The sequence below is a fragment of the Streptomyces sp. HPF1205 genome (genome assembly GCF_020400825.1).
In the GTDB taxonomy this organism is placed as follows: Bacteria; Actinomycetota; Actinomycetes; order Streptomycetales; family Streptomycetaceae; genus Actinacidiphila.
The window spans coordinates 1-13,791 of the sequence record NZ_JAINVH010000063.1; the positions used below are offsets into that span (position 1 = coordinate 1).

The 13,791-nt window shown below is 74.4% G+C and carries 10 protein-coding genes; 3 read left to right on the top strand and 7 right to left on the bottom strand.

All coding sequences use genetic code 11. The features are described from left to right. A partial coding sequence (locus K7G61_RS35020) for a cellulose binding domain-containing protein (RefSeq protein ID WP_225851198.1) occupies positions 1-703 on the top strand: 703 nt, incomplete at its 5' end. 143 nt (positions 704-846) lie between these two features. Here the strand turns inward: K7G61_RS35020 and K7G61_RS35025 are convergent. From K7G61_RS35025 to K7G61_RS35050, 6 genes are all read right to left on the bottom strand, one after another. Continuing rightward, positions 847-2,358, bottom strand: a complete 1,512-nt coding sequence (locus tag K7G61_RS35025) for an oxygenase MpaB family protein (RefSeq protein WP_225851199.1) — start codon at positions 2,356-2,358, stop codon at positions 847-849. Next, positions 2,355-3,167 (bottom strand): polyprenyl diphosphate synthase, encoded by an 813-nt coding sequence (uppS, locus tag K7G61_RS35030; RefSeq protein WP_225851200.1) that lies wholly within the window; start codon positions 3,165-3,167, stop codon positions 2,355-2,357. The genes K7G61_RS35025 and uppS overlap by 4 nt, the downstream gene beginning before the upstream one ends. A 378-nt stretch (positions 3,168-3,545) precedes the next feature. Continuing rightward, positions 3,546-4,160, bottom strand: coding sequence for a hypothetical protein (locus K7G61_RS35035; RefSeq protein ID WP_225851201.1), 615 nt, complete (start codon positions 4,158-4,160; stop codon positions 3,546-3,548). Positions 4,161-4,415: 255 nt separating this feature from the next. Then, on the bottom strand, positions 4,416-6,803 hold the full coding sequence (locus K7G61_RS35040) for a phosphoketolase (RefSeq protein WP_225851202.1): 2,388 nt from the start codon (positions 6,801-6,803) through the stop codon (positions 4,416-4,418). A gap of 194 nt (positions 6,804-6,997) precedes the next feature. Next, the gene (locus K7G61_RS35045) at positions 6,998-7,468 is read right to left on the bottom strand and encodes a cyclic nucleotide-binding domain-containing protein (protein ID WP_225851203.1); all 471 of its coding nucleotides are present in this window, start codon (positions 7,466-7,468) and stop codon (positions 6,998-7,000) included. A gap of 107 nt (positions 7,469-7,575) precedes the next feature. Next, positions 7,576-8,406: a carbamate kinase gene (locus tag K7G61_RS35050; protein WP_225851204.1), complete on the bottom strand. Its 831-nt coding sequence runs from the start codon at positions 8,404-8,406 to the stop codon at positions 7,576-7,578. Positions 8,407-8,828: 422 nt separating this feature from the next. On the opposite strand from K7G61_RS35050, the gene adhE reads away from it, so the two are divergent. Both adhE and K7G61_RS35060 read left to right on the top strand, forming a co-directional pair. Next, a complete protein-coding gene (gene adhE / locus K7G61_RS35055) occupies positions 8,829-11,645 on the top strand; it encodes a bifunctional acetaldehyde-CoA/alcohol dehydrogenase (protein ID WP_225851205.1) in 2,817 nt (938 codons plus the stop codon). A 4-nt stretch (positions 11,646-11,649) separates the two neighbouring features. After that, on the top strand, positions 11,650-12,228 hold the full coding sequence (locus K7G61_RS35060; RefSeq protein WP_225851206.1) for an FAD-dependent oxidoreductase: 579 nt from the start codon (positions 11,650-11,652) through the stop codon (positions 12,226-12,228). Between the two features lie 172 nt (positions 12,229-12,400). Here K7G61_RS35060 and K7G61_RS35065 read toward each other — a convergent pair whose 3' ends face one another. Next, complete coding sequence (locus tag K7G61_RS35065) at positions 12,401-13,291, bottom strand: universal stress protein (protein ID WP_225851207.1); 891 nt, start codon at positions 13,289-13,291, stop codon at positions 12,401-12,403. Between the last annotated feature and the right edge of the window lie 500 nt (positions 13,292-13,791).

Here is a 13,791-nt window from a genome sequence, read left to right on the forward strand (position 1 = left end):
CGGCCTGGACGTGCTGGCCAAGCCGCTGGCAGGCGGTGACGTGTCGGTGGCGCTGTTCAACGAGACCGGCTCGACGGCCACGATCTCCACCACCGCGGGCGCGATCGGCAAGACCGGCGCCTCCAGCTACACCCTCACCGACCTGTGGTCCGGCGCCACGTCCACCACCTCCGGCACCATCAGCGCCTCGGTGCCCGCCCACGGCACCGTCATGTACCGCGTCGCCAGCGGCGACGTGACCACGGGCGGGACCACCACGGGCGGCACCACGACCGGCGGCACCACCACGGGCGGGACCACCACCGGGGGTACGACGACGGGCGGTACGACCACCGGCGGCACCACCACCGGCGGAACGACCACCGGCGGCACCACCACCGGGGGTACGACGACGGGTGGCACCGGCAACGGCGCGTGCTCGGCCACGTACTCCACCACCAACTCCTGGTCCGGCGGCTTCCAGGGCCAGGTCACGGTGACGGCCGGCAGCGCCGCGATCAGCGGCTGGACCGTCAAGTGGACCCTGGCCGGCGGGCAGACGATCACCCAGGTGTGGAACGGCACGCTGACCACCAGCGGATCGACCGCGACGGTCACCAACGCCTCCTACAACGGCTCCCTGGCCGCAGGAGGCTCCACCACCTTCGGGTTCCTCGCCAACGGCACCCCGAGCACACCCACCCTCACATGCGCCAGCGCGTGACACCGGTTCCCCCGGCGCAGGGGCCGCTCACGAGGCCGCGGCGGCTTCCCCGCTGAGCACGGCGGCCCGGTGGTGCCCGGTCGGCGTCAAGCCTTCCGGGCACCACCGGCACCGTCGCGAGGGCGGCCGCGCCCGCGGTCCCGCTACGCCTGGGCGAGCAGCGGGTCGTACGGCGTCGAGCGCCGGCGGCCCGACATGAAGGCGAGGAAGTCCTTCACGAAGGCGCTGCGGGAGTAGCTCGGGTCGGCGCCGGTCACCGTACGGCGGAAGCCGGTGCGGAACAGGGCCCGGTACTCCTGCGCGTCGATGACCTGGTTGCCGTCGGCGTCGGTGACGTCGAAGAGCACCTCGGCGACCCTGATGAGCGCGGGACCGGCGAGGGAGGGCACGGCGGCGGCGTACTCCTCCTGGCTGACGCGGCCGTCCCCGTCGGTGTCGAGGGCCGACTGCAGTTCCCGCCACCACTGCGCGAAGGCGTCGTAGAGCCTGGTCTCCGCCGGCTCGTCCAGGTCGAGACGGGTGGACAGCTCGCGGGCCATGGCGGCGAGGTCGGGCCAGTCGAGGTGGCCGTCCCCGGTCTGGTCCAGCACCGCGGCGAAGAACTCGGCGGCGTCGCGGTACGGTCCGGCGCCGGGTGCGGGATCGCGCTCGGGGAAGGGCGTGACCAGCCTGAGGAGCGCGCCGGCCTGCTTCACGCGGTCGCGCAGCGCGCTGAGCGCGGCGGCGCGCGGATCGTCACTGTCCGGCGACAGGTAGAGCAGGTCGGCGAGGGTCTCGGTGCCGAGTCCGCCCTCGGGCAGGAAGCGGGCCAGGCCGACGGCCATGTAGGCGCTGTGCATCAGCGTCCGGGCGCCCGGGACCTCGGGCAGTCCCACCCGCCGCCGGAACGGTTCGGGCAGGGACGCCACCGTGATCGTGCCGATGACGGGGCCGGCCAGCGCCCGGCCCGCCGCCCACACGGTCGGCAGGCCGCTCAGCAGGGGCGGCGCCGGGAGGTGGTCGAAGAGCTTGTAGAGGATGACGCGCATCGCCTCGGTGTTCTCCAGCTCCTCCTCGACCACGCGGTCGAAGTACGGCCAGAACTCCTGGAGCGTGGGCGGCAGGTGCCCGGGCAGGTCCCCCAGGGCGGCGAGGTACGCCTGGTATCCGGCGTAGAGCTCCTCCATGGCGGTCGGGTCGAGCGGCTGCCCGCTCAGCCTGCACATGGTGACGGAGCTCTCGAAGAGCGTCGCGACCACCCATGCGCGCACGTCGGGGTCCATGGCGTCGTACGGCCGGCTGCGTGCGTCGGTGCCCCTCAGCCGGGAGTGCAGCCGGTTCAGGCGCGCCGCCTCCTTCTGCCGGACGCGGTCGTCGGCGCCGAACATACGCTGCAGGCTCACCAGGGTGTTGCGCAGCCGCCGCCACGGATGCGCCACGAATGTCGAGTTGTCGATCAGGGCCGCGCCGATCTGCGGGTGGGCGGCCTCCAGCACCGTGGCCCTGACCATGGCCAGGGCCCAGCGCGGATCGTTGAAGAACCGGTGCAGCGGGCTGTCGGGACCGAACGGGGACCCCTGCCCCGTGCCGGGGTCCGGCGGTGGCGGTGCGCCCTCGGGGTCGTCGGTGTCCGGGCGGGTGGGCCCGGTCCGGCCGCTGCTGCCTGCGTCGGTCATGGGTGGGGTTCTCCGTTCGCGTACGGCGTCACGCCGCCGAAGCGGCGCTCGCGCTGCCGGTAGGCGCGCAGGCACTCGACGAAGTGCGGCGCGCGGAAGTCGGGCCAGAGCACCGGCGGGAAGACCCATTCCGCGTAGGCCACCTGCCAGAGCATGAAGTTGGAGATGCGCTGCTCCCCGGACGTCCGGATGACCAGGTCCACGTCGGGGGTGTCGGGAAAGGGCAGGTGGGCGGCGAAGTGCCACTCGTCGACGGCGTCGGCCGGCACGCCGCTGCGGATGAGGGACCGGGCCGCCTCGACGATGTCCCGGCGTCCGCCGTGGTCGAAGGCGATGGTCAGCGTCATGCCCCGGTTCGAGCCGGTCAGCGTCATCAGGTCGGTGAAGTCGCGGGCCAGCGGGGCCGGGATCCGCGGGTCCGCCACGCCCAGGAAGCGGCAGCGGATGCCCCGTGCGTGCAGCAGCGGGGCGTGTTTGCGTACCACGCGGCGCACCAGCCGCATCAGGAAGTCGATCTCGTCGCTCGGGCGCCGCCAGTTCTCGGTGGAGAACGCGTACAGGCTCAGCCACTCCACCCCCGCCGTGCGGGCGGCCTCGATGACGTCGATCACCGTCGTCTCCGCCGCCAGGTGGCCCGACGTGCGCGGCAGCGAGCGCCGCGCCGCCCACCGGCCGTTGCCGTCCATCACGCACGCCACATGGCGCGGCACGCTCCTCGCCGGCCGGTCCGCCGCCGCACCGGGCGGGCGGCCCGGACGGGCCGGGACCGACGACCGGACACCGGTGCCGCCCGTTTCCTCGACCGCCATACGCGCCTCCCCCACCCCACCGGACGGTCCCGACCGGCCCCGCCCCCGGCCCACGGCGAACCGCCCCGCTCCGTGTGCGGCGGGCCCCCCAGGGACGCCCCGGCGCGGGTTCCACTCGGATCGCCGCCCAGCAGTCTTCCGGCGCGCGGCCGCCGCCGCATCCGGCTCCCGTCACATTCACCCGTCGTACTAATGTCCGATCGCCGTGACGTGACCGGTGTTCCGGCGGCGGCGCGACGTCCGGCCCGGGGGAGACGTGGCGTCCGTCGCCCGGGTCACCGGGCGCGGTGAACCGTCGAACGCGTCGTGCGCGGTGTCCGGGTGGACACCGCGCACGACGCGCACGACCGGTGGCGGCGGCGGGCCGCCGCCGCGGTGCTACAGCAGCCAGCGGTTGTCGCGGACGAGGGGGAGCCTCGCCCAGATCCGGCCCAGGCCCCAGGTGTTGCCGGCGTACGAGACGGCGAACAGGACCATGGCCAGGGCGTACAGGACGTGGTAGTCGACCAGCGGGTTGGACGACATGCTCGGCGCCCCGGTGGACAGGTGCTGGGCGAGCGGCCATTCGGCGGCCCACATCAGGGCCATCAGCGCGCTGCCCGCGACGGCGGTCACGCGCAGGGCGACACCGCTGACCAGCGCGGCGCCGATGCCGAGCAGGCCGAGCATGAACAGCCAGTCGGTCCAGCCCCTGCCCGCGATGTCGTGGAAGAAGGACTGCAGCGGGCCGGCCTGGACACCGGACAGGAAGCCCTTGGTGGGCGAACCGCCGTCGACCCAGCCCCTGCCGGACGCGGTGGCGTAGTGCCAGCCGAAGGTCTTGTCGAAGAACGCCCACAGGAAGACGAAGCCGGTGGCGATCCGCACGACCGCGGCGGCGCGCGCGGCGAGCGGGGTCATGACGGCGCCGTGCCGGGGCGCGGTCTGCGCGGCCTCCGAGGCCGGCACCTGCATCATGTGGACGGTCCTGCGGGATTCCTGGTGCACGGCCATGACGGTCTCCTTCATCCGGTGGTTCGGGTGGGTGGACGGCGGGACGGTGGTGCGGGGCTTTCGTCCACGGCTTCACTGTCCCGCGCGGGGGCCGGTCGCCGCTGGGGGCCGAGGGCCCGGCCCGCGGGGCCGAACGTCCCTGCCGCGGCGGCCGGTTGGGGCGGCCGGTGGGGGCGGCGCGGCGGCACACCGGGGACGGCGGAGGCCCGCCGGGGGTCCGGCGGGCCTCGATGAGCGTCGTGGAGAACGGGAGGATCACCCTTCCCAGGCCCAGTCGGCGACTTCCGGCATGTCGGTGCCGTGTTCGCGGATCCAGGCGTGGTGGCGCAGGCGGGCATCCTCCATCAACTGCCGTACGGGGGCGGCGATGACGGCCAGGCCGGGGACGCGGTCAATGACGTCCATGACGAGGCGGTAGCGGTCGAGGTCGTTGCGCAGGACCATGTCGAAGGGTGTGGTGGTCGTGCCGATCTCCTTGTAGCCGCGCACGTGGAGGTGCGAGTGGCCGGTGCGGCGGTAGGTCAGGCGGTGGATGAGCCAGGGGTAGCCGTGGTAGGCGAACACGACGGGTTTGTTGGGGGTGAACAGGGCGTCGTACTCCGGTCCCGTCATGCCGTGGGGGTGTTCCTCGCTGGGCAGCAGGCGCGCCAGGTCGACCACGTTGACCACCCGTACCCGCAGGTCGGGCAGGTGCCGGCGCAGGAGCTGGGCGGCGGCCAGCGTCTCCAGGGTGGGGACGTCGCCGGCGCAGGCCAGCACGACGTCGGGTTCCCGCAGCCGGTCCTCGGTGCCGGCCCACTCCCAGATGCCGGCGCCACGGGCGCAGTGGGCGCGGGCGGTCTCCAGGGGGAGCCAGTCGAAGCTGGGCTGTTTGCCGGCGACGATGACGTTGACGTAGTTCCTGGACTCCAGGACGTGTTCGGCCACCGACAGCAAGGTGTTGGTGTCCGGCGGCAGGTAGACCCGCACCGCTTCGGGGGACTTGTTGAGGATGTGGTCGATGAAGCCGGGATCCTGGTGGGAGAAGCCGTTGTGGTCCTGGCGCCACACGTGTGAGGTGAGCAGGTAGTTCAGTGAGGCGATGGGGCGGCGCCAGGGCAGGGCGCGGGTGCTGCGCAGCCATTTGATGTGCTGGTTGACCATGGAGTCCACGATGTGCGCGAAGGCCTCGTAGCAGGAGAACAGGCCGTGCCGGCCGGTGAGCAGGTAGCCCTCGAGCCAGCCCTGGCAGGTGTGCTCCGAAAGGATCTCCATGACCCGGCCGTGGGCGTCGAGGTGTTCGTCGACCGGCAGCGTGGCGGCCTGCCAGACCTTGCCGGTGGCGCCGTAGACGGCCTGCAGGCGGTTGGAGGCCGTCTCGTCCGGGCCCACGATGCGGAAGTCGCGGCGCCCGGCGGTGTCGGCCACGACCTGCTCAAGGAACTCGCCCAGGACACGGGTGGGTTCGTGCACGCCGCCGCCTGGCTTGTCCACGGCCACGGCGAAACGCTCCAGGGGCGGTACGGGAAGGTCGCGCAGCAGCAGGCCGCCGTTGGTGCGGGGGTTGGCGCCCAGGCGGCGCTCGCCTTCGGGTACGCAGGCCAGGACGTGCTCGCGCGGGCGGCCGTCGGCGTCGAAGAGTTCCTCGGGACGGTAGGAGCGCAGCCACTCCTCCAGCTGCCGCAGGTGCTCGGGGTTCGTGCGCACCTCGGACAGGGGGACCTGGTGGGCGCGCCAGGTGCCCTCCACCGGCAGGCCGTCCACCTCGGCGGGACCGGTCCAGCCCTTGGGGGTGCGCAGTACGATCACCGGCCAGCGCGGCCGCTCGGTGGCGCCCCGCTCACGGGCGGCGCGCTGGAAAGCGGCGATGCGGTCCAGCGCGGTGTCCATGGCGGCGGCCATCGCCTTGTGCACCTCGCGCGGGTCGTCACCGGTGACGTGGATCGGGTCGTGCCCGTAGCCGCGCAGGAGCTCGTCCAGCTCGCTCTCGGGCAGGCGGGCCAGCACGGTGGGGTTGGCGATCTTGTAGCCGTTCAGGTGCAGGATCGGCAGCACCGCCCCGTCGTGGACCGGGTCGAGGAACTTGTTGGAGTGCCAGGAGGCGGCCAGGGGGCCGGTCTCGGCCTCCCCGTCACCGATCACGCACGCCACCACGAGGCCGGGGTTGTCGAAGGCGGCACCGTAGGCGTGGGAGAGGGCGTAGCCCAGCTCCCCGCCCTCGTGGATCGAACCGGGCGTCTCGGGGGCCACGTGGGAGGGGACCCCGCCGGGGAAGGAGAACTGGCGGAACAGCCGGCCCATACCGGCCGCGTCCCGGGTGATGTCGGGGTAGGTGCCCGTGTACGTGCCCTCCAGCCAGGAGTTGGCCAGTACCGCGGGTCCCCCGTGGCCCGGACCCCACACGCACATCGCGTCCAGGCCGCGGGCCCTGATCACCCGGTTCAGGTGCGTGTACACGAGGTTCAGTCCCGGCGAGGTGCCCCAGTGCCCCAGCAGCCGCGGCTTGACGTGCTCCGCACGCAACGGCTCGGCCAGCAGCGGATTCCCCTCCAGCAGGTAGATCTGGCCCACCGCGAGGTAGTTCGCGGCCCGCCAGTGCGCGTCCAGCACCCCGATCTCCTCATCGGAGAGAACGGCGGGCGCCTCGGCGAGAGCGTCGGACATCACGACCTCCAAAGTGTCGTATTCGTAGGCTTTGTTTCGGCTTCCCGCCACAGGCGGGGTAGACCCGTCCGGGGGGGCTGTCCGGTCGCGGGGCCGGCCGGGGGCCCGGGCGCCGGGCCGGTCTCCGCGCGGCATTGACGCGGCCGGGTGCCGCCGGCCCGCGCGGGGTTGTGCCGGCGGCGGATCGGGCGCGCTCAGGGGGTCAGGCCGCTGCCGTAGGGCCCGTAGAGGTCCAGCAGGCGGGTACGGGCGCGCTCCAGGCGGTGGCCGATGACCTCGGCGCAGGCGAGCGTGAAGACGTAGCCGAAGCGGGGGTCCTGCTCGCACAGGCGGCGCACCTCCAGCGCGTCGAACTCCCATGCGCGCACCGGCGTGAGCGCCTTGGCCGACATGTGCCAGCGGCGCGGCGGGAACATCCAGGACCAGCCGAGCAGCGAGCCCTGCCCGACCGTCTCGGTCACCGCGGCGGCGCTGCCGGGCACCCGCAGTTCCAGGCGCACCTCTCCCTCGCGCAGCAGCCAGAAGCGGTCCGCCTTCCCCCGTTCCTCGAAGATCCTCGCTCCGGCCGGGAACTCGACCGCCCGGGCCAGCGCCATGAGCTTGCCGCGCTCCTCGTCGGACACGGCGTCCAGCCGCTTGGTCATGGTCATCAACTGCGTGGTCATGGCTTCCTCTGCCTTCTGATGCCTTGCGATGCCTTGCGATGCTTCTGATGCCTCTGTTGCCTTCGGCTGCCTTCGGTTGCCCTCGGTGCTTTGCGCGCTCGGGTGTTTCACGCCGGGTCGCGGCCGGGGATCCGGGCCGCCGGACGGGCCGTTCGGACCGGACGGGCCAGCGGGGCCCGGCGGACGAGGGTGCCGGTGGTGCCGCGGACGATGCCGAGCGCGTTGTCCGCCGGGCCGACACCGGCCGTGCCGCCGGTACGCGACACGTAGTCGGCCGCGGCCCGGGCCGGCGCCCCCGCGTCCCCGGGCAGCCGCAGGGCGGACAGTTCCTCGGGGGTCACGCGCAGCAGCGGACGGGCGCGGCCGTGCGCGCGCGGGGCGAACACGTGCGTGGCTCCGGTCAGGAACAGCAGGGTGTCCACGTCCAGGTACTCCGCCAGCAGGACGGCCGTGCGTTCCGGGTCCACGGCCCGGGGTACCGTCCGCAGCCGTCCCGTGCCCGGCTCGCGGATCACGGGGACGCCGCCGCCCCCGGCGCAGACCGGCACGGTGCCGCCGACCAGCAGGTCCCGTACGGCCGGGGCCTCCAGCACGGCGTGCGGCCGCGGCGCGGCCGGAGGACCGTAACCCTCGCCACCGGCACCGCCGTCGGCCGCACCGGCGTCGGGCGGCTCGGCGGGCCGGCGCAGCGCCGGGTCGTGGGCGCGTACCTCGGTGTGCGTCAGGAGGGCGACGACGCCCCGGCCGGGCAGCACGTCGGACAGCGCCCGTACCAGCCCGGAGCCGGCCCGCGCGGCGTCGCCGGCGGGACCGGCGTACGTGACGGCGATCCCGTGCCCGGCCCCGACCAGGCCGGCCAGCGACGCGGCCAGCATGTCCAGCTGCTCGCCGTCGCGGTCGGGCAGGGCGTCGGCGGTGATGTGGACCAGGGTGCGCATGGCGGGACTCCTCGGATCGTGGCGGCGTACGGACGAGTCCGGCCGCACGCGGGGGGCGTTCGGCGGAAGAAGGGCGCCCGCCGTCCAACAGGCTGTCCCGCGGGCCGCGTTGCCGCCCAGGGCCCAACGGCCCCGGTCTCGGGGCGAACAGGCCCGGCCGCCGTCCCTTCCCCGCCGGCCGTCCGCCCGGGGTCAGCCCGCGCGGACCCGACGTACCGTCAGCCCGCCGCGGTCCGGCCCGGCGAACGGGGCCGCATCGCCCAGCGGCAAGGGCCGTTCGGCACTCGGGGGCGGCCGCCGGACGCGGGCACCGTTGTGCCCAAGCCGCCATGGGGCGGTCCCGAGCCGCGGCTCGGCGGACCGGACGCGACGTGCGCCCCCGCACGCGGACGCACTCGCGTGCCCACACACGAAGGATCGCCATGACCCAGCCGGTATCCACTCGCACCCCGCGCGGCACCGGCTCCGCCGCGCCACGCCCCGGGGCCGTCCGCGCCGCCGAGGCCACCGACACCACCCGGATCACCGACACGACCGGCACCACCGAGGTGACCGAGACGATCGAGAGCACCGAGAGCAGCGAGAGCACCGAGGCCGCGGCGGCCGTCGACCCGCTGGTGGCGGGCGCCGCACGGGCGCTGAAGGAGTACGCGGGCCTCAGCCAGCTGGAGGTCGACCACATCGTGGCGAAGGCGTCGGTGGCCGCGCTCGACCGGCACAGCGACCTGGCCCGCCTGGCGGTGGAGGAGACCGGCCGCGGGGTCTTCGAGGACAAGGCCGCCAAGAACATGTTCGCCTGCGAACACGTCACGCACACCATGGCGAAGGTGCGGACGGTGGGGGTGATCTCCCGCGACGACATCGACGACGTCGTGGAGATCGCCGAACCCGTGGGCGTGGTCGCCGCGATCACGCCGGTCACCAACCCGACGTCCACCACGATCTTCAAGGCGCTGCTGGCGCTGAAGACGCGCAACCCGGTGATCTTCGCCTTCCACCCGGCCGCCCAGCGGTGCAGCGCCGAGGCCGCCAGGACCGTGCGGGACGCCGCCGTCGCGGCCGGCGCCCCCGCCGACTGCGTGCAGTGGATCGAACGCCCCTCGCTTGCGGCCACCGACGCCCTGATGCGCCACCCGGGGGTCGCGATGATCCTCGCGACAGGGGGCAACGCCATGGTCAAGGCGGCCTATTCGGCGGGGAAGCCCGCGGTCGGGGTCGGCGCCGGCAACGTGCCGGCGTACGTGCACCGCAGCGCCGACCTGCGGCGGGCCGTCAACGACCTGGTGCTGTCCAAGTCGTTCGACAACGGCATGATCTGCGCCTCGGAGCAGGCCGTGATCCTCGACGATGCGGTGTACGAGGAGGCGCTCGCGCTGTTCGGGCAGTTGCACGCCCACCGCGCCACCGCGGAGGAGAAGCGCAAGCTGGAGGCGTACCTCTTCCCGCCCGCCCCGGACGGGAGCCCCGGTGGCCGGGTCAATCCGGCCGCGGTCGGCCGCGCTCCGGAGTGGATCGCCCGGCAGGCCGGGTTCACCGTGCCCGAGGGCACCTCCGTCATCCTCGCCGAGGCCGGCGGCGTCGGCCGCGGCGAACCGCTGACCCGCGAGAAGCTGTGCCCGGTCCTGACCGTCCTGCGGGCCGGCACCACCGAGCAGGGCTTCGACCTCGCCGCGCGGATGGTCGCCTTCCACGGCCAGGGCCACACCGCCGTCGTCCACACCGGCGACCCGGGCGTCGCCGAGGCGTACGGCAGGCGGATGCAGACCGTGCGGGTCATCGTCAACGCCCCTTCCTCCCAGGGCGCCATCGGCGGCATCTACAACCACCTCCTGCCGTCGCTGACGCTGGGCTGCGGCTCGTGGGGCCGCACCTCGGTGTCCGACAACGTCTCCACCGCGCAGCTGCTGAACATCAAGCGGGTCACCACCCGCCAGAACAACCTCCAGTGGTTCAAGGTCCCGCCGAAGGTCTACTTCGAGCCGCAGGCCGTGCGCTACCTGGCGAGCATGCCTGACGTGCACCGCGTCACCGTCGTCACCGACGCGACGATGACCCGGCTCGGCTACGTCGACAAGATCACCCGCGTGCTGCGCCGCCGCCCCGAGCCGGTGACGATCCAGATCATCGACGACGTGCTGCCCGAACCGGCCATCGACGCGGTACGCCGCGGCGCCGCCCTCATGCGCGACTTCCGGCCCGACACGATCATCGCGGTGGGCGGCGGGTCGCCGATGGACGCCGCCAAGGTGATGTGGCTGCTGTACGAGCAGCCGGACGTCGACTTCGCCGACATGCGGCAGAAGTTCTCCGACATCCGCAAACGCGCCTTCCGCTTCCCGCCGCTGGGCGAGCGGGCCCGCCTGGTGTGCGTGCCGACCACGTCGGGGACGGGCGCGGAGGTCACCCCGTTCGCCGTCATCTCCGACCCGGCGACCGGCCGGAAGTACCCGCTCGCCGACTACGCGCTGACCCCCAGCGTGGCGATCGTCGACCCGCTGCTGACCGCGGACCTGCCGCCGGCCATCGCCGCCGACAGCGGCTTCGACGCCCTCACCCACGCCACCGAGGCGTACGTGTCGGTGTACGCGAGCGACTTCACGGACGGCCTGGCCCGGCACGCGGTCAAGCTGATCTTCGACCACCTCGAAGCCGCCGTGAACGACCGCGCGGGCAGCCCGGTCGCCCGCGAGAAGGTGCACAACGCGGCCACCATCGCCGGCATGGCGTTCGGCAACGCCTTCCTCGGCGTCGTCCACGCCATGTCCCACACCCTGGGCGCCACCTTCCACCTCGCCCACGGACGCACCAACGCCGTCCTGCTGCCGCACGTCATCCGCTGGAACGGCACCGTCCCGGCCAAGCTCACCGGCTGGCCCAAGTACGAGAGCTACCGGGCGCCGGAGCGGTTCCAGGACCTCGCCCGCATGCTGGGCCTGCCCGCCGCCACCCCGGCCGAGGGCGTCGCCTCGTACGCCGCCGCCGTCGAACGGCTGCGGGACGCGGTCGGCATCGAACCGTCCTTCAAGGCGGCCGGCGTCGACGAGCAGGCGTTCCTGGCCGCCCTCCCGCAGCAGGCGCTGGCCGCCTTCGACGACCAGTGCGCGCCCGCCAACCCCCGGATGCCGATGCTCGACTCCTTGCGCGAACTGATGCGCGCCGCCTACTACGGCACCCCCCTCCCCGCCCCCGCACCCGTCGCGCCCGCCGACGACAGCGACCGGACCACCATCGGAGAGTGACCTGATGAACAGGCACATCGTCGTCCTCGGCGGCGGCTCGGCCGGCACCCTCGCGGCCAACCGCCTGCACTGCTACTGCTCAGGCCCGGGCGTGTCCGTCCTGGTCGTGGACAGGGCCGACACCCGCGACCCCGAGGCCGCGCTTCTGACGTCCCTCGGGCTGTACGGGCCGCACACCCTGCGCCCGCCGGAGCACCTGCACCTGCGCGACGGCATCGGCTTCCGCCACACCGAGGTGGCCACCGTCGACACCGACCGCGCCGAGGTCTGCCTCGGCGACGGCACGACCCTCCCGTACGACGTCCTTGTCGTCGCCACCGGGGCGCCGGCGCCCGCGGGGTACGTGACCCGCTCGCCGGGCCTGGGCGACGAACACGGACTGGTGCCGGTGGACCCCGCGACCCGCCGCTGCCCCGCCCACGCGCGGGTGTACGCCATCGGCGCCGCGGCCGACGGACAACGCGTCGCCGGCCAAGTGCTGCACTCCCAGGCGGAGAGGCTGGCCCGCGCCGTGCGCGGCTACCTGGCCGGCGACCCTCCGCTGCCCCGGCGTACGACCGAGGCGGGGGCGGGCGGCACGTGAGCGGGCCCGCCGGCCCGCACTGTGACACGACGGTCCCGCTCGCGCCGCCCCTCACCCGGGCGGCGCGAGCGGGACCGTCTGCTGTGCGCCTGCCGGCGGACGGCGGCCGTCCGGGCCGGGCGGCACGCGCACGGACCCCGGCCGGTGGCCGGGGTCCGTGGACGGGGCGGCGTCAGTCGTGCGGGACGACGGCGACCGGCGCGGTGCTGTGGTGGAGGACGGCGTGCGCGACCGGGCCCAGCCGCGGGCCGATCTTCAGGGAGGGGGCGCGGCGGCCGACGACGACCAGGCGGGCCGTGGCCGCGGCCTCGACCAGGTGCCGGGCCGGCGTGCCGACCACCGCCTCGCCGGTGACGGTTACGGCCGGGAACTTCTCCTGCCAGGGCCGTACGACGCGGGCGTACTCGTCGGCCTCCTGCGCGGCCAGCTCGCCGTCCAGGTCGACGTCCAGCCCCGCGGCCACCTCCTCGCCGTACAGCGAGGGCCGGTTGCGGCTGTGCAGGACGCGCAGGCGCGCCGTGCGGCGGGCGGCCGCGTCGAAGGCGAACTCCAGCACCCGCTCGGCGGGGCGGGAGAGATCGAGCCCGACGACGACGTCACCGTCCGGGATCTCCGGTACGGTCCGGCCGGCCGGGCCGCCGCCGGCCCTGACCAGGACCACCGGCCGGTCGGCGCGGGACGTCACCGCGAGGGACACGGAACCCATCAGGTACCCGGTCACGGGGCGCACGGCGCGGCTGCCGAGCACCAGCAGTTCCGAGTCGGCGGCCGCCTCCAGCAGCGTCTGCGCCGGCGGCCCGGCCACCTGTTCGGCGACGACGGTCAGTCCTTGGTGGCTGCCCCGCAGCGCGGCGGCGGCCTCGCGCGGGATGCGCTCGGCCCAGTGGCGGTGGAGCGCCGGGTCCGCCGGGTGGGGACCGTAGGCGTGCGCGCCCGGGTGCCGGCCCGAGGCCAGCAGCAGCCGCAGCGGCAGACCGCGCCGCAGCGCCTCCGCGGCCGCCCACTCGGCGGCCGCGCGGCTTTCCGCCGAGCCGTCAAGACCCGCGGTGATGAACGGAAGCATCGTGTGCTCCTTCCCTGTTGGCACTTCGAGCCTGGTCCTCGGCGGCCGTGCGCGGCAGGGGCCGCAGCGCCCTGCCGGCGGGGCCGGTGGTCCCGCAGGCCGGCGGGCGGCGGCGGGCGGCCACGGGTATGCGGGACGCGGGGGTTGCGGGACGCGGGGGTTGCGGGACGCGGGGGTTGCGGGACGCGGGGGTTGCGGGACGCGGGGGTTGCGGGACGCGGGGGTCGGGCGACAGGGTGGTCGCGGTACGGGCGGCGCGGCCCCACGCCGGGTCCGCGCGGCCGTCGCGGGGCGAAGTCCGCTGCCGTCGCGCGGTGTTCGGGACCGTTCGGGCCCCCGGGAGGCCGTGTGGGGGCCGTTCGGCCCTGGCACCGGCCTTGGCACCGGGGCGAGGATCGAGGCGTGCGCTCGTCCCCGGGGCGCATGCGGGTACGCGTGCCACCGACGGTGGGGCGCGCGTACCCGGACGAAGGCACCGACCGGTGCGCACGACAGGCGAA

Excerpts from the sequence above, each read along its gene's own strand:
- K7G61_RS35060 (WP_225851206.1), top strand. The coding sequence starts at position 11,650 with ATGAACAGGCACATCGTCGTCCTCGGCGGCGGCTCGGCCGGCACCCTC.
- K7G61_RS35050 (WP_225851204.1), bottom strand. The coding sequence starts at position 8,406 with ATGCGCACCCTGGTCCACATCACCGCCGACGCCCTGCCCGACCGCGAC.
- K7G61_RS35045 (WP_225851203.1), bottom strand. The coding sequence starts at position 7,468 with ATGACCACGCAGTTGATGACCATGACCAAGCGGCTGGACGCCGTGTCC.
- K7G61_RS35065 (WP_225851207.1), bottom strand. The coding sequence starts at position 13,291 with ATGCTTCCGTTCATCACCGCGGGTCTTGACGGCTCGGCGGAAAGCCGC.
- uppS (WP_225851200.1), bottom strand. The coding sequence starts at position 3,167 with ATGGCGGTCGAGGAAACGGGCGGCACCGGTGTCCGGTCGTCGGTCCCG.
- K7G61_RS35025 (WP_225851199.1), bottom strand. The coding sequence starts at position 2,358 with ATGACCGACGCAGGCAGCAGCGGCCGGACCGGGCCCACCCGCCCGGAC.
- adhE (WP_225851205.1), top strand. The coding sequence starts at position 8,829 with ATGACCCAGCCGGTATCCACTCGCACCCCGCGCGGCACCGGCTCCGCC.
- K7G61_RS35040 (WP_225851202.1), bottom strand. The coding sequence starts at position 6,803 with ATGTCCGACGCTCTCGCCGAGGCGCCCGCCGTTCTCTCCGATGAGGAG.
- K7G61_RS35035 (WP_225851201.1), bottom strand. The coding sequence starts at position 4,160 with ATGGCCGTGCACCAGGAATCCCGCAGGACCGTCCACATGATGCAGGTG.